The sequence below is a fragment of the Halanaerocella petrolearia genome (assembly GCF_054657875.1).
Genome location: NZ_BAAHXW010000001.1, coordinates 98,876 through 119,019, shown reverse-complemented (window position 1 = coordinate 119,019; position 20,144 = coordinate 98,876). Strand labels below are relative to the sequence as shown.

17 protein-coding genes are annotated in these 20,144 nt (G+C 33.0%); 1 reads left to right on the top strand and 16 read right to left on the bottom strand.

The features are described from left to right. Window positions 1–255: 255 nt before the first annotated feature. The 10 genes from ACYQ39_RS00600 to nadA form a co-directional block, all read right to left on the bottom strand. On the bottom strand, window positions 256–975 hold the full coding sequence (locus tag ACYQ39_RS00600; protein ID WP_459839935.1) for a DeoD-type purine-nucleoside phosphorylase: 720 nt from the start codon (window positions 973–975) through the stop codon (window positions 256–258). A 354-nt stretch (window positions 976–1,329) separates the two neighbouring features. Next, window positions 1,330–2,637: a Na+/H+ antiporter family protein gene (locus tag ACYQ39_RS00595; protein WP_459839934.1), complete on the bottom strand. Its 1,308-nt coding sequence runs from the start codon at window positions 2,635–2,637 to the stop codon at window positions 1,330–1,332. A gap of 178 nt (window positions 2,638–2,815) precedes the next feature. Then, window positions 2,816–4,072 carry a glucose-1-phosphate adenylyltransferase gene (locus ACYQ39_RS00590; protein ID WP_459839933.1) on the bottom strand — a complete coding sequence of 419 codons (1,257 nt, stop codon included), beginning with the start codon at window positions 4,070–4,072 and terminating at the stop codon, window positions 2,816–2,818. A gap of 116 nt (window positions 4,073–4,188) precedes the next feature. Further along, window positions 4,189–5,499 carry a glucose-1-phosphate adenylyltransferase gene (locus tag ACYQ39_RS00585; protein ID WP_459839932.1) on the bottom strand — a complete coding sequence of 437 codons (1,311 nt, stop codon included), beginning with the start codon at window positions 5,497–5,499 and terminating at the stop codon, window positions 4,189–4,191. A 190-nt stretch (window positions 5,500–5,689) separates the two neighbouring features. Beyond that, window positions 5,690–7,606, bottom strand: coding sequence for a methyl-accepting chemotaxis protein (locus ACYQ39_RS00580; protein WP_459839931.1), 1,917 nt, complete (start codon window positions 7,604–7,606; stop codon window positions 5,690–5,692). A 4-nt stretch (window positions 7,607–7,610) separates the two neighbouring features. Then, window positions 7,611–8,678: a substrate-binding domain-containing protein gene (locus ACYQ39_RS00575; protein WP_459839930.1), complete on the bottom strand. Its 1,068-nt coding sequence runs from the start codon at window positions 8,676–8,678 to the stop codon at window positions 7,611–7,613. Between the two features lie 169 nt (window positions 8,679–8,847). Beyond that, a complete protein-coding gene (locus ACYQ39_RS00570) occupies window positions 8,848–9,858 on the bottom strand; it encodes a PTS sugar transporter subunit IIC (RefSeq protein WP_459839929.1) in 1,011 nt (336 codons plus the stop codon). 1 nt (window position 9,859) lies between these two features. Beyond that, complete coding sequence (gene nadC / locus ACYQ39_RS00565; RefSeq protein WP_459839927.1) at window positions 9,860–10,702, bottom strand: carboxylating nicotinate-nucleotide diphosphorylase; 843 nt, start codon at window positions 10,700–10,702, stop codon at window positions 9,860–9,862. After that, the gene (nadB, locus tag ACYQ39_RS00560) at window positions 10,689–12,302 is read right to left on the bottom strand and encodes an L-aspartate oxidase (RefSeq protein ID WP_459839926.1); all 1,614 of its coding nucleotides are present in this window, start codon (window positions 12,300–12,302) and stop codon (window positions 10,689–10,691) included. The genes nadC and nadB overlap by 14 nt, the downstream gene beginning before the upstream one ends. 13 nt (window positions 12,303–12,315) lie before the next feature. Beyond that, window positions 12,316–13,224, bottom strand: coding sequence for a quinolinate synthase NadA (gene nadA / locus ACYQ39_RS00555; protein ID WP_487247288.1), 909 nt, complete (start codon window positions 13,222–13,224; stop codon window positions 12,316–12,318). A 451-nt stretch (window positions 13,225–13,675) separates the two neighbouring features. Between nadA and ACYQ39_RS00550 the strand changes: the two genes are divergently transcribed. Then, window positions 13,676–13,906, top strand: coding sequence for a cold shock domain-containing protein (locus ACYQ39_RS00550; protein WP_459839924.1), 231 nt, complete (start codon window positions 13,676–13,678; stop codon window positions 13,904–13,906). A 25-nt stretch (window positions 13,907–13,931) separates the two neighbouring features. Here the strand turns inward: ACYQ39_RS00550 and ACYQ39_RS00545 are convergent, their stop codons facing one another. The 6 genes from ACYQ39_RS00545 to ACYQ39_RS00520 all read right to left on the bottom strand — a co-directional run bounded on the left by ACYQ39_RS00545 (window position 13,932) and on the right by ACYQ39_RS00520 (window position 20,023). Further along, window positions 13,932–14,456 (bottom strand): transcription repressor NadR, encoded by a 525-nt coding sequence (locus ACYQ39_RS00545; protein ID WP_459839923.1) that lies wholly within the window; start codon window positions 14,454–14,456, stop codon window positions 13,932–13,934. Between the two features lie 98 nt (window positions 14,457–14,554). Further along, window positions 14,555–14,704: a DUF1540 domain-containing protein gene (locus ACYQ39_RS00540; RefSeq protein WP_459839922.1), complete on the bottom strand. Its 150-nt coding sequence runs from the start codon at window positions 14,702–14,704 to the stop codon at window positions 14,555–14,557. Between the two features lie 11 nt (window positions 14,705–14,715). Further along, window positions 14,716–14,889 carry a hypothetical protein gene (locus ACYQ39_RS00535; RefSeq protein WP_459839921.1) on the bottom strand — a complete coding sequence of 58 codons (174 nt, stop codon included), beginning with the start codon at window positions 14,887–14,889 and terminating at the stop codon, window positions 14,716–14,718. A gap of 75 nt (window positions 14,890–14,964) precedes the next feature. Next, window positions 14,965–15,630: a DUF421 domain-containing protein gene (locus ACYQ39_RS00530; protein WP_459839920.1), complete on the bottom strand. Its 666-nt coding sequence runs from the start codon at window positions 15,628–15,630 to the stop codon at window positions 14,965–14,967. A 101-nt stretch (window positions 15,631–15,731) separates the two neighbouring features. Further along, complete coding sequence (glgP, locus tag ACYQ39_RS00525) at window positions 15,732–18,287, bottom strand: alpha-glucan family phosphorylase (protein ID WP_459839919.1); 2,556 nt, start codon at window positions 18,285–18,287, stop codon at window positions 15,732–15,734. Between the two features lie 83 nt (window positions 18,288–18,370). Further along, window positions 18,371–20,023 (bottom strand): glycoside hydrolase family 57 protein, encoded by a 1,653-nt coding sequence (locus tag ACYQ39_RS00520; RefSeq protein WP_459839918.1) that lies wholly within the window; start codon window positions 20,021–20,023, stop codon window positions 18,371–18,373. Window positions 20,024–20,144: the final 121 nt, after the last annotated feature.

Here is a 20,144-nt window from a genome sequence, read left to right as displayed (position 1 = left end):
TACCTCCTTATAAATTATAATATTATTCTTAACCTCTATAAATTACTCTTTATCATTATATTTAAATAATACAATGTTTGTTGTAAAATAAATAAATTTTATCTTAATAATATTATATATTTTTTTATTTGACTTGTCAACAATTAGATGATTAGATAAAATTTTCACGATTATAAAATCATAAAAGAAGACCAGCTCTATAGCTGGCCCTTCAATTTCTTATTACTTGTCACTGATTACTCATTACTAGTTATTTTATCTATACAACTTAGTTACTGTATCAAGTACCATCTCTGTCATTCTGTCAACACCTTGTTGAATCTTCTCTTTATCTGCTCTAACTTGATTGAAGACATGATCAGAGACTGTAAGTACAGTAGCTGCCCTTAATCCATATTTAGCTGCAATATTATATAAAGCAGCAGTCTCCATCTCTACAGCTAAAACACCACGATCAGCTAATCGCTTTAACTCTTCAGTATACTTCTCTGTCTTACCATAGAAGTAATCAGAAGTAACAATCTCTCCAACATGCGCTGGCATATCTAAATCAGTAGCACTTTCATATAAGTTTTTAATCAACTCAAAGTCTGCAGGCGGTGCTAAAGTAACATCTTGGCTTAACTTATTAATTGTCGTACCTACTGTAGCAGCAGACTGTCCAATAATTAAGTCAGCTTGCTCTAAATCATCATTTAAAGCTCCAGAAGTTCCAACTCTAATTAAGGTTTCAGCTCCTAACATATTAAGCTCTTCTAACATAATGCCAATTGACGGAACTCCCATTCCAGTTGTCTGGATAGAGACCTCTACTCCATTAAAAGTTCCAGTATAACCATACATCTCTCTATAATCAGTATACAACTTAGGATCATCTAGAAACTTCTGTGCCATATACTCTGCTCGTTGAGGATTACCTGGTAACAAAACAATATCTGCTACTTCTTCTGGTTCTGCTTCAATATGAATTGGCATAAATAAACTCCTCCTTTAATAATTCTACCTTTTTATTTTATGAAAATTTAAAGAAAATTAATTCAAAAAGATAGAATCAAATCATTGTTAGACGTCAGACTTTCTTATTATATATTTCAGTATAAAACTTAAAACTCCTGTTTTAGAATAGAGATTATTAATATAAAGCTATAAGTCGTCTGCCATGTGCTATGAGCTAACTCCAAACCACTGCATCTAAATCTTATAAAAATCATCATTTTAAGATATACGAGCTATTTTGTGGTTTTGATTTAGCTCACGACTCACAGTTAATAACAACTAACAAAAAATAAACAAGTAGCAGGAAAAGATCCTGCTACTTTACAATAATAGCTATAAAACTAAAGCTCCTAGCCACGCAAATAAGATCAATGGTATATTATAATGTAAGAAAGTTGGTACACAAGTATCCCAGATATGATCGTGTTGTCCATCAGCATTTAGTCCAGCAGTTGGACCAAGAGTACTATCAGAAGCTGGAGAACCAGCATCTCCTAAAGCACCTGCTGTTCCAATTAAAACAATTGTAGCTAATGGACTAAAGCCTAATGATTGGGCCAATGGTACATAAATAGCAGCAATAATTGGAATCGTACCAAAGGAAGTACCAATTCCCATAGTAACAAGTAATCCTACTACTAACATAAGTAAGCCACCTACTAATTTACTACCACCAATCAAAGCTGTTACTGACTGTACAATAGTATCTACTCCACCAGTAGCTCTAATTACATCACCATACCCAGCAGCTATTAACATTACAAAAGCAATAACTCCCATCATTTTAACACCAGACTCAATTAAGCCATCTAGCTTATGCCAATCAATACTACCAGTTATAACCATAATACCTAGACCTATCAATGCTCCTAAAGGTAAAGAATCAAGTTGTAATTGAATAACTAATGCTGTAGCTAAAGCTACTAAAGAAAATAAGTGCTCTGAATTCCAACTAACATCTTCTTCGCTAGTAGCTGCTACTTCTTGTTTAGCTAAATCAACTTCAAAATCATATTCACGATCATCATTATAAGTAACAAAAATAGCAACTAATAAACCAATAGCCATTCCTAAAACTGGAATCCAGATTACTCCTGCAATATCTCCTAGACTAACTTGCATCCCATTAGCAGCCATTTCATCACGAATAATTTTATGGAATATAAGACCAAAACCTGCTGGAATCGCCATATAAGGCGCCTGCAGACCAAAAGTTAACGCTGAAGCTACTGCTCGCCGATCAATCTTTAACTTATTAAATAACTCCAGTAATGGTGGAATTAAAATAGGAATAAAAGCAATATGCACTGGAATTAGATTTTGGGATAAAGAAGCAAAAGCAGCAATTAACAATACAAAAAATTTCTTTCTATCACCTACAATCTTGCTTAAACTATTGCTTAATAAAGTTACTATCCCAGTCTGTTGTACTGCTACCGCTAAAGCACCTAATAAAATATAACTTAGCGCGGTTTCAGAGTTGGCTCCCATACCACTAATCAAAGTATTCATTGTCTTAGTTAAGGTTAGTCCTCCTGTTACCCCTCCTACAATAGCAGCAACTAATAGAGCTAAAATTACATTTAGATTAGCTAGGCTAAGTAGAATCATTGTTGAAACTGATATAAGTACCGAATTCATAATTATCCCCTTTCTGTTTAATACTTTAATATATTAAAGCAATATAAAAGATAACATACTAATTATTAAAAGTCAAATAAGAAATAAAATAATCCCAGATAGGTAGACTCCACTTGAGATCTATCTATCTGGGATTTTCTCTATACTACAATATTATTTTTTATAAATAAAAACAAACCTATCTACTTTTTACTGTATTACCACTATTAATAACTGAATCAGCAAAGTCATCCCTATCAACATTAGAGAATATTCTACAGTTACGACCTATTTGAGTGTTAGATGGTATTTTAGCTCCTTTTCCGATTACATTTAGACCACACTGTAGTTTCTTAGGTGCTTTATGGTTGGGGGTTAAATCATTACCAAAACCTACATGTGAATTATTACCAATCACTACATTTTTGTCAATTATCCCCTGACAGACAATAGCATCTTTTTTGATTATTGTATTACTAAAAATAACTGAATCTCTAACTAAGGCTCCTTCTTCTACCACTACACCAGGAGATAGAACAGAATTTTCTACTCTACCATTAATAATACAACCATTAGAAACTAAACTTTCATTTACTTCTCCTTGCGGGCCAAACTTAACTGGTGGCTTTTCTTTACTTCTAGTATGAATCTTCCAATCTTGATTATACAGATTCATATCTGGTACAGGCACAGTTAAATCTAAATTAGTCTCCCAAAATGACTTTAAAGTTCCTACATCACGCCAAAAACCATTATGTTTATAAGCCGATACATAATTTTCATTAATTAAATTAGGAATAATATGATAACCAAAATCTAAGTCCTCTTTCTTTGAAAAAAGATCTAGTTTCTCTAATAAAACATCTGTATTAAAGACATAAACCCCCATAGAAGCCAAATTACTTATTGGTTTTTCTGGCTTTTCTATAAAATCAATTACCTGTCCTTCCTGATTAACATTTAAAATACCAAATTGAGATGTTTCTTCCCAAGCAACTTCTTTAGTAGCAATTGTAACCTCAGCCTCTTGCTGCTTATGATAAGAGATCATCTTATCATAATTCATATTATAAACATGATCTCCTGAAAGAATAATCACATATTTAGGATTATGTTTTTTTATAAAGTTTGCATTTTGATAAACTGCATGAGCCGTTCCTTGATACCAACCTCCTGTTTTATTATTTCCTGTATAAGGATGAAGTAGAGTAACCCCTCCTATTTTCCGGTCTAAATCCCAAGGCTTACCAATACCAATATGTTCATGTAGTGACATAGGTAGATATTGAGTTAAGACGCCTATATCATATATTTCAGAGTTAACACAATTGCTTAAAGCAAAATCAATAAGCCGATACTTACCACCAAAAGGCACACTAGGTTTGGCTCTATGATTTGATAAAACATCTAACCTAGTTCCTCGACCACCAGCTAAAATTAAAGCTAATGTCTTCATACCATAACCCCCTTGTTTGGAAATTTTTACATATTAAATAATATTAATTTAGAGATCCTATTATGACAAAAAATAAAAAAAGTCCTCCTTGAGGAGGACTTGAAATCTTTTATTTATTATTCACTAGCCGCAGCTACTTCTGCATCAGCATCAGATACAGCCGAAATAGCCGTTTTATTTCTAACAGTACTACCACTAGTTACAATTTTACTTTCAAAATCATCTTCAGCAACATAAGAAAAAACTCTACAATTACGACCAATTTGAGTATCAGCTGGAATCTTAGCTCCTTTAGCAATTACATTCAAACCATCTTTTAACAGATCAGGCTTTTCTTTATTATTAGTTAAATCATTACCAAAACCAATATGGCAGTTAGAACCAACCTCTACTTTTTTATCAATAATTGATTTAGTAACAATAGAATCTTTCTCTATAACAGTATTATCAAAGATAATAGAATCCCTCACTACTGCTCCTTCTTCAATAAAGACACCAGGAGAAATAACAGAGTTTTCTACTTTACCATTAATAATTGATCCATTAGCTACAATGCTACCTACTGCCTTACCTTTCTTACCAAACTTAACCGGTGGCTTTTCTTTACTTCTAGTATGTAATTTCCAACCTTCATCATATAGATTCAAATCAGGTACTAAATCAGTCAAAGATAGATTAGTCTTCCAGAATGATTTAAGGGTTCCTACATCTTTCCAGTAACCTTCAAATTCATAACTGAATACTCTATTTTTCTCAATCATTGGTGGAATAATATGATGACCAAAATCAGATGTTTCTTGTGTACAATGACCTTCTAATGCTTCAATTAATGCTTCAGTCTTAAAGACATAAATCCCCATAGAAGCTAGATTACTTGGTGGATCTTCAGGTTTTTCTTTAAAGTCCATTATCTCTAACTCTTCATTTGGTTCCAAAATTCCAAATCTACTTGCTTCTTCATATGGTACACGTTGAGCCGCAATAGTTAAATCAGCATCCTTTTGCTCATGATAAGAAATCATACGACTATAATCCATCTTATAGACATGGTCTCCAGATAGAATGATTACATTATCAGGATTATGTTTCTTAATATAGTTTATATTCTGATAAACAGCATGAGCAGTTCCACGGTACCAACTACTCTTTTTATTCTTACCAGTATAAGGCTGTAGTAAAGTTATACCGCCCATTCTTCTATCTAAATCCCAAGGCTTACCAATTCCAATATGGTCATGTAATGACATAGGTAAGTATTGTGTTAGAACTCCTATATCATAAATTCCTGAATTAACACAATTACTCAAAGCAAAATCAATCAATCTAAACTTTCCTGCAAAAGGCACACTTGGTTTCGCCCTATGCTCTGATAACACATCTAATCTTGTTCCTCTACCTCCAGCTAAAACTAATGCTAAATTATTCATGAAATCCCCCTTGAATTGTATATTTTTTCCTACTGACATAATCTATTTTAGTATATATTACGATTAATTTCAAGAAAATGGATATAATAATTCAAATTTGTTCCAAATAGGATATAGAAATTAAATAAAATAAAAAAGAAACCTGTTAATCCAACAGGTTTCTTCAAATAAAAACTATTAATCACAAAAATTATAAATTATACTTAGAAACTAATTCTTTTAAATCCTGGGCCAAATTGGCCAGATCTTCAGCTGATTTAGATATTTCCTGAGACATATTATTTATATCATCAGTAGTATTAGTAATCCGGTCACTATTAGCTGCAACTTCCTCAGTTGAAGCTGTAGTTTCCTCAGTATAAGCTGAAGTATCTTCAACTACATCTGAAATTTCTATAAATACTTCTTTAGTCTCATTAACTAATTTTACTCCTTCTTCTGTCTGCTTAGTAACATCTTTAATAGTTGCTAATCCTACTTTAGATTTTTCTTGAGTCTCTTCAATTAATTCAATTGCTTTATCAGCTGCTGCAGTAGTCTCATCAGCCAATGATTTGATTTCATCAGCTACTACAGCAAAACCAGTTCCTTCTTTATTGGCTCTAGCAGCCTCAATACTAGCATTTAAGGCTAGAAGGTTAGTCTGCTCTGCAATCTCAGTAATCATCTCTACAATTTTACCAATCTGTTGCGAAGTATTATCAAGTTCTTTAATAACTTTTTCAGACTCCCTAATAGAACTATCAATATCCTCTATTTTAGTCATTGTTTTTTCAATTTTTTGCTCTCCTTGTTGAGTCTTAGAATGAGCATTTTCAGCTAAACCTGCTACTTCTTGACTACTACTAGCAATCTGTTGCACAGCAGTGCTTATTTGATTAATATTTGTAACTGTAGAATCTACTGCTATATTTCCTTCTTCAGCTGAAGAAGATAATTGCTGACTGTAAGCCGAAATCTCATTAATTGCTGCTAATAACTTATTCATAAACTCTTGTTCTGCTTTAATTGTCTTATTAAATTCATCTGTCAACTGTCCTAATTCGTCTTTTCTCTCCATATCTAATCTAACAGTCAAATCACCTTGAGCTACTCTTCTTAACTTATTTATTATCTTCTTTAATCTAGTACTAATTTTAGATGAAATAAATATCGAAATAAAGAACATTACTATTACAGCAGTAAGAATACTTTTAGCTAAAATCCAGATACTTTCAGTCAAGTTCTTTTTTAATCGAGATTTAGGAATCCCATATACTACATTCCCTAATTGATCTCCTATAATATTTTTAATAGGCGTTTCAAATAATAAGTAATTTCTATCAAGTTTCTTTTTTGAAATATTCTTTAAACCACTATCCTTATCCCAAAACTGATTAGAAGCAACAATATAATCACTACCTAACTTAATACCTGAAAAACCTTTTTTATCTTCTTGCTTGCTAAATAACATTTTATTTAACTTTTGATCATAAATTGAGCCACTATTATTAACTACCTCTCCTAATAGAAAACCACCTACTACTTCTCCTAAGAACCTGACAGGAACTATACTTGCTAAGACTAACCCATCTTGTTGTTGATTATTAACTATCACTTTATTACTTAATTTATTATTCGAAGTATCTTCCTTCTTTATTAACTCCTGAGGATATTTAATATATGTAGTAAATACATCCTCTCTTTCTTCTAACTTATTCAATATCTTCTGAAAAGGAAGCTTATCTTTAAACTGCCTACTATTATTACCTCTTCTTACTACTCTTCCATCAGGTAAAAAATAAGTTAATAAATCTAAATCTTGTTCTTTCATAATTTTATTTAACTTTACATAAAGCATTTCTGCATCTTCTCTTTTTAGAATGTTTACTAACTGTTGATTATTTAATATATCATTACCAACTCTTTTTAATCTCCTATTTTCATCTTGTAATTTATTTTTAACTACTTCAACATTTGTCTTCCCTTGATTAGCTAACGACACTTTAAGGTTTTTATAATTATTTATTTGAATAAAGGTTGTAGTAATAATTAATGGAACTACAATAATAAGAGTCAAGCTTAATAACATCTTCCACTTTATACTCAGCTTATCCCATCCTAACATATAATTAGTCCTCCTTTTGATTATAAATATCTTGCTGTTGATAAAACCCTATTTCTACTACTGTTTCTTTAATGTTATCTTTGGTGACTTTTTCAATTGGTGTAATAATTGTAGGAATATTTTGATATCCATTATTGATAATTCGATCATAATCAATGATTTCTGTAATAGATTTATTTGGATTACTAGCTACTTTGTAAGCTACCTGAGCTGCCCTTTGAGCTAATGGTTTAATCTTCTTAAAAATTTCTACTCCTTGTTTTCCTTCAACTAGATACCTAATGTTCTTTAAATCAGCATCTGAGCCAGCTACAAAAACTTTATCTGTATCTGCTAGTCCTCTTGTCTTTAATGCTGCAATAACTCCACTAGCTAGACCACTATTATTACAGATAAAGGCATCAATTTTGTCATATTTTTTTAGAAGTCTATTAGTAGTAGCCATAGCTCTATCAGAAGACCAGTTTTCATGCCATTTCTCAGCTACTAAATTAAGTCCAGAGTGTTCTTTAATTATCTTTTTAGCACCACTAGTCATAGCAACTGCATTAGAGTCGTTAGGATGGCCTTTAATTAAAGCAACATTACCTTTAATTTGGCCCTTTTTTTCTTTAAACCACTTCAACATCTCTCTTCCTTGTAATTTACCAACCGCCCAACTATTTTGCATAACATGAGCATCTAACGGACCATTTTTTAATAAAGTATCATAACCTATTACTTTAACTCCTTGCTTATGGGCTAACTTAACCATCTTTCCTGCTGTATTAGTATTTACAGGTTGTAAAACAATTACATCCACCCCTTTAGCCAACATCCTTTTAAAACGCGACAACTGAATATTTTCATTATTAGCCGCTGCATCAAAAACAACATCTACTCCTAGAGATTGAGCTTTATTCTCAAAAGCCCTTTTATCTCTTAAGTATCTTTCTTCTTTTACTGTTTTTAATAAAAAACCAATTTGAACTTCACTATTCATCTCTTCATTAAACCATCCAGCATAGACTATATTATTAAATAAACTTACAAATAATAAAGGAACAATTATTATCATTAATTTTTTTCTCATTAATTATCCTCCTTAATATATTCTTACTAATATAAAATATTATATAAAATATACATAATTCCTTTTTTATCACTAAATAACTACAAAATATCTTTTTTGTATACAAAATAATAAATTACTGTCAAAAAAATAAAAACCAGACTGCTTAAAGCAGTCTGGCTATAAAAAATTATAAGTCTAATTTTAAATCTTGACTCTTAATTAGATCTTGCTTACGCATTATCTTAGCAATAATTAAAGTTAAAATAGCTGGCAAAATAAAGTGAAGTAAAATAATCGAACTAACTGCCTCCACTCCCATAGCCTCAATCGTTCCAAACTGACCTACTAAACCAGCAGTGCCCATTCCTGAACCAATAGGAATATTCTTTAAAGGCATAATAGTAGTAGCTAGTGGTCCTAAAATAGCTCCGCTTAAAGTTGGAGGTAACCAAATATAAGGGTTCTTCACAATATTGGATACCTGTAACATAGAAGTACCTAAACCTTGACTAATTAATCCTCCCCAGCCATTTTCCCGATAACTCATTACTGCAAAACCTATCATCTGAGCACTACAACCTACTGTTGCTGCTCCAGCAGCTAAGCCACTTAAATTTAACATTAAACCTATTGCAGCACTACTAATAGGTAGAGTTAAGACCATCCCCATTAAAGTAGAAACTATAATTCCCATAGGTACCGGCTGTAATTTAGTAGCCGTCATAATTAATTGACCTAAACTCTTCATCAGTTGATCAATTCCTGGGCCAACAAACTTAGCCATCAATAATCCAGTTATAATTACTAGACTAGGTGTTAATACAATATCTAACTTAGTCTCTTTAGAAATCAACTTACCAACTTCAGCACCAATAACTGCTGCTAAAAAAGCACCTACTGGCCCTCCAAGGCTAGCTCCAGCAGCCCCTGTTACTGCTGAAGTAAAAATAACCAATGGTGGAGCCTCTAAACCATAAGCTACTGCTACCCCAATAGCTGGCCCCATCATATCCATAGCTCTCTTACCAAAATCAACTAATAAAGTAAGATTCAATCTCTGTCCTAATACCTTTAAAATTAATCCTACAATCAAAGAAGCAAATAAACCTTGAGCCATAGCCGATAAGGCTTTAATCCCATATCTTTCTAGAGATAATTCAATATTCTTCTTCTTCAAAAATGACTTAATATCTTGCACTCTAATCCCCTTTCAAATCCATACTAATATCTAATGAACTGATACTATGAGTTAAAGCTCCAATAGAAATGACATCTACTCCAGTCTGAGCCACTTCAGTAATAGTCTCTACAGTAATACCTCCTGAAGCCTCAACGATAGCCTGCTCTCCAATCAAATCTACTGCTTGAACCATTAAATTAGGTGACATATTATCTAACATAATAATATCTGCCTTAGCAGTTAGAGCTTCTTCTACTTGAGTCAGATCTTCTACTTCTACTTCAACCTTCACTGTATGAGCTACATTGGATTTGGCCCGGCTGACAGCCTCTTTAATACTTCCTACAGCCTGAATATGGTTATCTTTAATCATTACTGTATCATATAAACCAAACCGATGATTAAAACCTCCACCAACTTGGACAGCATACTTTTCTAAAACCCTTAAATTAGGTGTAGTCTTTCTTGTATCAACAACTCTCACATCATAAAGATCTACTAACTTTTGATACTTAGCACTTTTAGTAGCAATTCCCGACATACGTTGTAAAAAATTAAGGGCCAAGCGCTCTCCAGTCAATAAGGAAGAAACTGCTCCCTCAACCTTAGCAATTTCTGTTCTAGATTCTACTTCAGTACCTTCTGCCACTAAAGACTGAAACTCAATGTCAGTATCAAGTTGTTGAAAAACCCACCTAGCAACATCTAGACCTGCAATTACTCCTGATTCTTTAGCCAAAATAATAGCTTGACCAACTTTAGCCTCACTAATTACACTTTCAGTAGTTAAATCGCCAGTACCTATATCTTCAGCTAATGCTCTATCAATTATCTCACTAACCTGCCTTTTATTCAAATTCAAGGTTTAACCCCTCCCAACTTTGCTCTATCTGAAAAACAATATGTTTCTGCCAATCAGAACTACTAATAGGGATATCTTTTCGATAATGGGCTCCTCTACTCTCTTCTCTCAGCAGAGCAGCTTTAACTGTTAGATAAGCCACTAACAGTAAGTTCTGTATTTCAAAATCAACAAAACTATTAAAACTATAATTTAAATTTTTCAATAAAGTTTCTAACTTATTTAAAGCCTCTTTTAAACCTGATTTACTACGTACTATTCCTACTTTATCTATCATTATATCATTTAATTCTTCTTTAACTTTATCAATTGAGATCTGAGTACCCTTCTGTTCTTGAAAAGATAAATCTAAACCTTCTAACTCAGTCTTCTTAGCTAAATACTGTTTGGCTTCATCAGCTACCCGTTTTCCATAAACTAATCCTTCTAATAAAGAGTTACTAGCCAATCTATTAGCACCATGAACTCCTAGACAAGCAGTTTCCCCACAGGCAAAGAGCCTTGCTAAATTAGTTTCACCAGTCAGATCAGTCTTAATGCCTCCCATTAAATAATGAGCAGCAGGAGCAACAGGAATATACTCACTAGTAATATCAATTCCAGTTTCTAAACACTTCTGATAAATAGTAGGAAATCTATCTTTAACAAAGTCAGCGTTTAGTTCTGTCACATCTAAATAAGCATGATCACTATTCGCTTGATTCATTTCTTGGTAAATAGCTCGAGCTACAATATCTCGAGGAGCTAAATCAGCTAACTTATGATAGTCAGGCATAAATCTAGTTCCAGAATGGTTTCTCAATACTGCCCCTTCTCCTCTTACAGCTTCAGAAATTAAAAAATTAGGAGCCCCTTCTAACTGGAGAGTAGTTGGATGAAATTGTATAAACTCCATATCCATTACCTCAACTCCAGCCCGATAAGCCATAGCAATTCCATCTCCAGTAGCCGCTTGAGGATTAGAAGTAGCAGAATATAACTGACCTGCTCCACCAGTAGCTAAGACTACTGATTGGGCCAAATAAGCAACTAAACCTTCGTCTTCATTATAAGCTAATACTCCGTAGCATTCTTCACCTTCAGTTAACAGATCAATTACAAATTCTTCTTTATTAACATTTACCCTAGGCAGACCTAATACTTGACCAGCCAAAAAATATCTTAATTCTCTTCCTGTTGCATCTCCTCCAGCATGTAAAACTCTAGAACAACTATGACCACCTTCTTTAGTCAAAGCTAGTTCTCTAGCTTGTTGGTCAAACTGCATTCCTAACTCCATTAACTCTTTTATCTGCTGACTTCCTTCCTCTACTAACTGCTTAACTGCTTTAGAGTTACATAAGCCAGCTCCAGCTTTTAAAGTATCTTTATAATGTGACCTAGTAGTATCAAACTCACTGACTACTGCAGCAATACCCCCTTGAGCTTGTTGAGTATTACAGTCTTCTAACTCTCCTTTAGTCAATAAAGTTACTTCCCCTGCAGTAGATAAATTTAAGGTACTAATTAGGCCAGCAATACCTGTTCCTACAACTATAAAGTCTGTCTTTACTTTCTTTATTTCTGATAAATTAAAATTTGCTAAATATCGAGGAATCATTCTTTAGCCTCCACTAATTACTAAATTCTAGCATTTTATCTAAAGCATTTTGAGCCTTAACTCTAGTCTCCTCATCTACAGTCACTTCATATTGCATCTCTTCTAAAGCTAAACTAATATCTACTAAGGAAGTCATCTTCATATTCTGACAGACTAAGCTCTGACTCAATAAATAAAAATCTTTACTAGGATTCTCTTCTTTTAATCTATATAGAATTCCCATTTCAGTTCCTACAATAATTTTTTCTGTTTCAGATTCTTGAGCAAAATCTAAAATTTGGGCAGTACTACCAACATAATCAGCCAATTCTACTACTTCAGGTCTGCATTCAGGATGAACTATTATAGGAACATTGGGATGTATTTTTTTAACAGCTTTTATATCTTTAGCCCAGACTCGATGATGAGTCCGACAATATCCTTCCCATAGAATAATCTCCTTATCTGTTCTTTCTGCTACATACTGACCTAAGTTTTGATCAGGAACAAATAGAATCTGATCATTATCAACTGATTCTACTATATCTACTGCATTAGAAGAAGTACAACAGATATCACTCTCTGCCTTAACTGCTGCTGAAGAGTTTGCATAACATACTACAGCAGCCTCCGGATACTCCTCCTTTTTAGTCCTTAACTGTTGTACACCAATCATATCAGCCATTGGACATCCTGCATTCCTCTCAGGTAATAACACCTTTTTATTAGGAGATAAAATAGCAGCACTCTCTGCCATAAAATCTACTCCAGCAAAGAGAATAACTTCTTCATCTACTTCTGCTGCCTTACGGCTTAGCCCTAAAGAATCTCCTGTGTAATCAGCTATCGCTTGTACTTCATCTATTTGATAATTATGAGCTAAAATTATTGCATTACGTTCTTCTTTTAATTTATTTATCTTTTTATTTAAATTTACTTCCATTGTTAGTGCCTCCTTATAATTAGTTTCGTTACTCATTTTACAATTATATTATTGTAATGTCAAGTGTAAAGACACTTGTTATTTTATAGTCATAAGTGACTAGGTTATAAGTATACTCTTATAATTACTCCCTCCAATCTTTAGTGATTCATTATTAATATTTCTGTGCCACAGCTATTAGCCATGTGCTATGAGTCGTGAGCTAAATCAAAGTCAAAATCATAAATACAATCAAGTTCTTAGAATATAGAATTCATAAGGAATTGGATTTTTAATATAATGGTTTTGAATTGGCTCATAGCACATAGCAGACAGCTGATAGCTGTGTCTCTGAAAGTGATACACTATATCAACTAAACTCCACTTTTATAAGTAGCATAATACATAAATGACTTATAGTTTGTAAAAATTAATAATAGGCTAATCAAAATAAACTTAGGAGGTCTATATAATGCAATATGGAAGAGTAAAATACTTCAATACAACAGATGGCCAAGGAGTAATTGAAATGGATAACCAAGAAGAAGTTATAGTTAATTCAAGTAATATTCTACCAGATGAAGACGAAGCTTATGCTACTATAAGCCCACTATATAATAATCTACCACAAGGAGCTAAAGTAGCATTTGAAGTAATGGAAAGCAATGACGGGCTAGAAGCTAAAAATGTAGTTAAACTATGAAATAGACCTCCCGTAGGGGAGGTTTTTAATATTCTGTTAACAGATAACCTTCTTCTGATAATCTCTCCTTTATTAATTTTAATACATCTTGATTTAAAGCTTCAATAGTATGTAGGTGTACTCCATCAGTTAATGAAGATAAGGCTTTAGCTTCTCCTGCTTGATATTGTTCGATAAAAGTCTCTAAATCTGATTGAGACTGAATCATCAATAATCCTTTAAGCTGACCATAGATAGGATGTTCTACAATTACATCTTTAATTCTACCACCATATTTAATTATTACAGCTAGCTCTGATTTAATATCCTCTTTAGAATCGCTATGTTGACAAGCAATGGTCATTTCTGGTAAATCTTCTTTATCATTTTGTATTACATAACCACGAGAAGTAGCCAGTATCTCTTCTCCCTTAGCTCTTAATAATGCTACATCTTGAACAATTACCTGCCGACTAACCTGAAACTTAGCAGCTAAATCAGATCCAGTAATTGGTTGATTGCTTTCTTGTAACTCATATAATAATTTTTTTCTTCTTTCGCTTGCTGACATAAGTATCACTCCCATTCGAGTTGATAAAACAGGGGATTAAATAATATACTTATCCCCTGCTTTTATTATTCTTCCATACTCTTTAAATTCCTTGTTTACTACTCACGAATAAAGGATTGACATTTGGTAGCCTGAGCTCGTCTAGAAAATTGCCCATTATCATTAGCAGTTACTTTTATCTCTTCTAGTTTGCACTCTCCTCCAGCATTATTGACACAACTATCTACAATACAACTAATCTTAGCCATACTACCACTCCTTACTCAAAGTCATCAGGATTTAAGTCTCGCTCCTTCTCAATCTGACCAAGAGTACCATTAACTTTTTTAAAGCCAGGTAATTCTTCTCCTGCTTCTACATCATCAGGGTTAACTTCTCTAACCCACTCAACTTGTTTTCCTTTCTCCTTTTTATCTTTAGGATCTTGAACCATTATATTACCTCCTTTTCAGTTCTAATTCTAATATTCCCTCCTTCTTGAAAAATTATCACCTATCTCCACCGTTAATTATTTAGTTGAAATAAAAAGATTACCATCTGTCTCTAATGCTGCTAATATAACTTTAGATGGATCATTAATATTTCGTTTGTTTAATTCTTCTAATAACCACTTTTTATCTAAATCTGTTTTAATTAAAGCTTCTTTATTAATCTTTCCATCTTCTATTAAGACTGCTGGTACACCTTCATATGGTGTCTCTATATCTAAATCTTCAGGTGTGATTCCTCTTTTTTGTGATTTAGGTAATACAGTTAAATCGCCAGATGTCTCCAAAATTGCAAATTCTACATCAGAAATATTGAAAATCCCATTCTCTCTCAACTGAGCTAAGAGATCATGAATAGTATATCGCGAACGTTGCATTTCTTCTACCATTAATTTTCCATTTTTTATCAAGATAGATGGACTTCCATTGATTAATTCACGGATAAAACTATTCTTTAATGATAAATAGGAAATTATTATTTCGATTCCTACTAAAGTGAAAATAGGAATTAGTCCATCTAATAAAGGAGTATCTTCATTTTCAATAATTAAGACTCCTAACTCAGCTATCATCAATGAAACTACTAAGTCAAAGGGAGTTAACTCACCAATCTCTCTTTTTCCCATTAATCTCATAGCAAATAGTGTAATAAAATAAATAAATAGTGTCTTAATCAATATAGTCATATAAATCACTCCCTAAATTTAGTTTAGCCCACTTAAAGAATTTTTATAAAATTCTAATCACAAAAAAATAAAAAAGTGCTGGGTTAACCCAGCACTTTCTGCTATATCCATTTAACTAAACCTAATTCATGCTTATTACTTAACAATTTATTTTGTGGTACAATTCTAAAACTATACTTATAGTCTCCACTGCCTTCTAATTTAGATAAATCAATAGTTAATTCATAATTAAAAGTATTATTTCTTATATTTGAATCCTTTACCTTGTTCATAGTGAAAATTTGAACTTCCTCTGTTTCTTCAGGAAGTAAATATAACTCTACTTCTATTTCTTCAGGTGTTAAATCAGCCAGATATACTTGAGCAGAAAAATCTATTTTATCATCTAATTGATACGCACTCTGTTTACTACCTTGGTTATTAGAACGTATCTTCAATTTATCCCATTGATCTCTTAACTTCTCTTTCCACTCTGCTAAATCTTGTGCTACACTATAATCATTACTTACAAGCTTTTGACCTTGCTTATAAGCTGGCAGATATAATTTGTTAGTATAATCTTGAACCATTCTATCTGTACTATACACAGGTGTATTAGTAATCATAGCTTCTTTCATCCGCTCAATCCAATTATCAGCAATCCCTTGGTTAGTATCATAATAAAGTGGTACAATCTCTTCTTCTAATACTCTATATAAAGAATTACTATCTATTTGATCCTGTTTCTCTTGGTCATCATAATCGATCTCATGTCCAATTGCCCAGCCATTTTTTTCATTATATCCTTCACACCACCAACCATCAAGTACACTAAAGTTTAACCCGGCATTAGCTGCTATTTTTTGACCACTAGTTCCACTTGCTTCTAATGGTCGCCTTGGATTATTAAGCCAGATATCTACTCCTTGTACTAAATAACGGGCCAACTCCATATCATAATCTTCTAAAATTATTATCTTACCTTTAAACTCTTCTCGCTGACTAACCTCATGTATCCTCTTAATCAACTCTTGACCTGGTACATCAGCTGGATGTGCTTTACCAGCAAAAATAAACTGTACCTCTTTGCCTGATTGATTACAGATCTTACTTAACCTATCTAAATCTCTGAATATTAAAGTAGCCCGTTTATAAGTAGCAAATCTACGAGCAAAACCAATCGTTAATTTATCCTTATCCAATAAAGCTTTATCCTTAACTGCTAATTCCTCATATCTCTGGCGACGATCTAAATCTTTTTCGCGGACATAATCAATTAACTTACTCTTTAACTTACGATGAACTGACCAAAACTGTTGATTAGGTATCTTCCTTACTTGTTTCCACATGTCTTTATCTTCAATTTTTTGTCGCCAATCAGTAGGTAGATACTGGTCTAATAGTTCTTCCCATTCTGGTGCTAACCAAGTCAGAGTATGGATTCCATTAGTAATAGCAGTAATTGGATTCTCATCTGTTGGTACTCCATCCCAGACATCTTCCCACATTTTACTAGAAATCTGTCCATGTAACTTACTAACACCATTATTAAATTGAGCCAACCTTAAAGCTAATACAGTTAAGCAGAAACCATCTTCTTGTTGGCAACCATTAACACAACCTAGCTCCATAAACTCCTCTTTAGTCAAGCCAACTTCCTGCCAATAATCAGCAAAGTATTTTTCCTTTAAATCAAAAGGAAAGACTTCATTACCAGCTGGCACAGGAGTATGAGTAGTAAAAACACTACTAGCTGCTACAACTTCTAATGCTTCCTTAAAATCCAATTCTTTATCTGTCATTAATTCCTTAATTCTTTCTAATCCTAAATAAACAGAATGCCCTTCATTTAAATGCCATACTGCAGGACTATAATCCATAGCAGCTAGAGCTTTAGTACCACCAATACCTAGAATAATCTCTTGACAGATTCTTGTCTCTTCTCCTCCGCCATACAAACAAGAAGTCAACTGTCTATCTTGACTACTATTCTCTTCTACATCAGTATCTAATAAAAAGACTTTGATTCTTCCCACTTTTAATTCCCAAATTTTAACATAAACTTCTCTAGTATTTAGCTTAATAGTTACCTTTAAATCATTGCCCTTAGCATCTTGTACTGGAGTTAATGGCAAATAATTAAGATCTAAATTAGGATATAATGCTTTTTGCCATCCTTGACCATTAATCTCCTGCTTAAAGTATCCTTGTTGATATAATAAACCAACTCCAACTAATGGCAATCCTAAATCACTGGCTGACTTACAATGGTCACCAGCTAAAACTCCTAACCCACCTGAATAGATAGGTAAGGATTCATGAAAACCAAATTCAGCAGAAAAATAAGCAATTATATCTTCTTCTGACCACTCAGATGATTTTTCCTCAAACCAAGTCTTATCAGTCTGTAAATAATCATTAAAACTATTAATGACTTTATCATACTGCTCTAAAAAGTTATCATCTTTAGCTAACTCTTCTAATCTTTCCTGTTCAACTTTAGAAATCAACTCTACTGGATTTCCATTATATTCTTCCCATAGTTCATCATCAATTTCAATAAATAATTCTTCTGCTTCATAATTCCAACACCACCATAGATTATAAGCCAAATCTTCTAACCTTCTCAATCGTTTAGGCAATCTAGACTTTACTGAAAAACTACCATGAAACTTCATATTTATCACCTCTAACAGTCCAATTATAAGATACTAATTAAAAATCAGAGAGTCCCCTTGTAGAACTCCCTGAATTTTTAGATTTATTCAGCTATAACTGCTATCTCTTCACACTTTCCTTCAATTTGTACCTGATGATTCTTACTATATACCTTATAGTCAATCTCTGGGAAGATATTATCCTTCCATTCTATTTCTCCTAACCAATCTCTATCAATTCTTCCCTCTTTAATCTGCTTATATAATTCAAGTATACGATGTACATGAGATTTAGTTCGATAAACAGCATATTCAACAGTTGTTCCAGTCATCATAATAAATGCCCAATCACTACTTTGAGCTAATAAAAGTTCTCTTGCCATCTGATTTAAAGCTCGCTCAGTCAATTGATCAGGATTATCAATTGTACTAGCTAATTCAATCATCTTTTCAGCAGCCTGATGTAAGTGACGATAAATCCAATCATTACTCTCATCTAACCAGACATCATTATAACCATTAGCTCCCCAACTACATGTTGGTGGCTGACAGACTTGATTCTCTGGATACTCTTCTAAATAATCAATTGGTGAGATCATCTTTACTGTATCTTGATCACAAGCAGTCTTTCTAATTAAATAATTTATAAAGTCAGGGCCTTCATACCACCAATGCCCAAATAATTCAGCATCATAAGGAGACAGAACGACTGGCTTGCGATCCATTAAACTATCTAAATATTCTACCTGTTTAATCCGATTAGATAAGAAATCTCCTGCGTGTGATGCAGCTCTGTCAAGTGCCACTTCATAGTCATAAGGTTCTTTCCCATCTAAAGTAGTTTTATCACCTGTAATCTTATAATGCTTAATTCCTGTATTCATCCGAATACCATCAGGATGGATATAAGGCTCAATATAATCCTTTGGTGCATCAAAGCCTATATCACGATAGAATTCACGATAATTATGATCACCTGGATAGCCAGATTCTGAGCTCCATACTTGTCGTGAAGACTCTTGGTCTCTAGCAAAAGCAGCTACACCAGATTCAGTATAAATTGGAGCAAAGACTCCATATTTAGGTCTAGGTTCAGCATGTAGAATACCATGAGTATCTACTACAAAGAATCTAATACCATACTCTTTTAAAATTTTATCTACTCCAGGATAATAGGCACATTCAGGTAACCAAATTCCTCTTGGAGCTCGCCCTAAATGTTTCTTATGTGTCTCCACTGCTACCTCAATTTGAGCTCTTACTGCTTCAGGATTATGTTGCATTAAAGGCAGATAACCATGAGTAGCTCCACAGGTGATTATCTCTAGATATCCTAAATCTTGAAATCTCTTAAACCCTTTGACTAAATTAGAATCATAATGTTCAACAAAAATCTCTCTAGCCTGCTTAAATCTCTCTAAATAATGGTGGGAACTCTTATTAAGTTTTGGTTGATCTTTAGTTCTTTCTACTTCTTTATGAGCTAATTCAATTAACTTATCTAAATGTTGCAGATACCTTTCTTGTAATAATGGATCAGTTAACATTGAAATCAAAGGTGGAGTCAGTGACATAGTTAATCTGTAATCTATCCCATCACGATGTAATTTTTCAAAATGATTTAACAATGGAATATATGTCTCAGTAATTGCTTCAAATAACCAATTTTCTTCCATAAAATCTTCATGCTCTGGATGACGCACATAAGGTAAATGAGCATGTAATACTAGTGATATGTATCCTTTTTCTTCTCCCATGATCATCACTCCCAATTATAGTTAATAATTTATGAAATAGTTTATTTAACATAAAACTCAAGCATTAGGAAGTAACTGTTAATTTAAATAAATCAACTAACAGCAACTCCCTTATCAAATA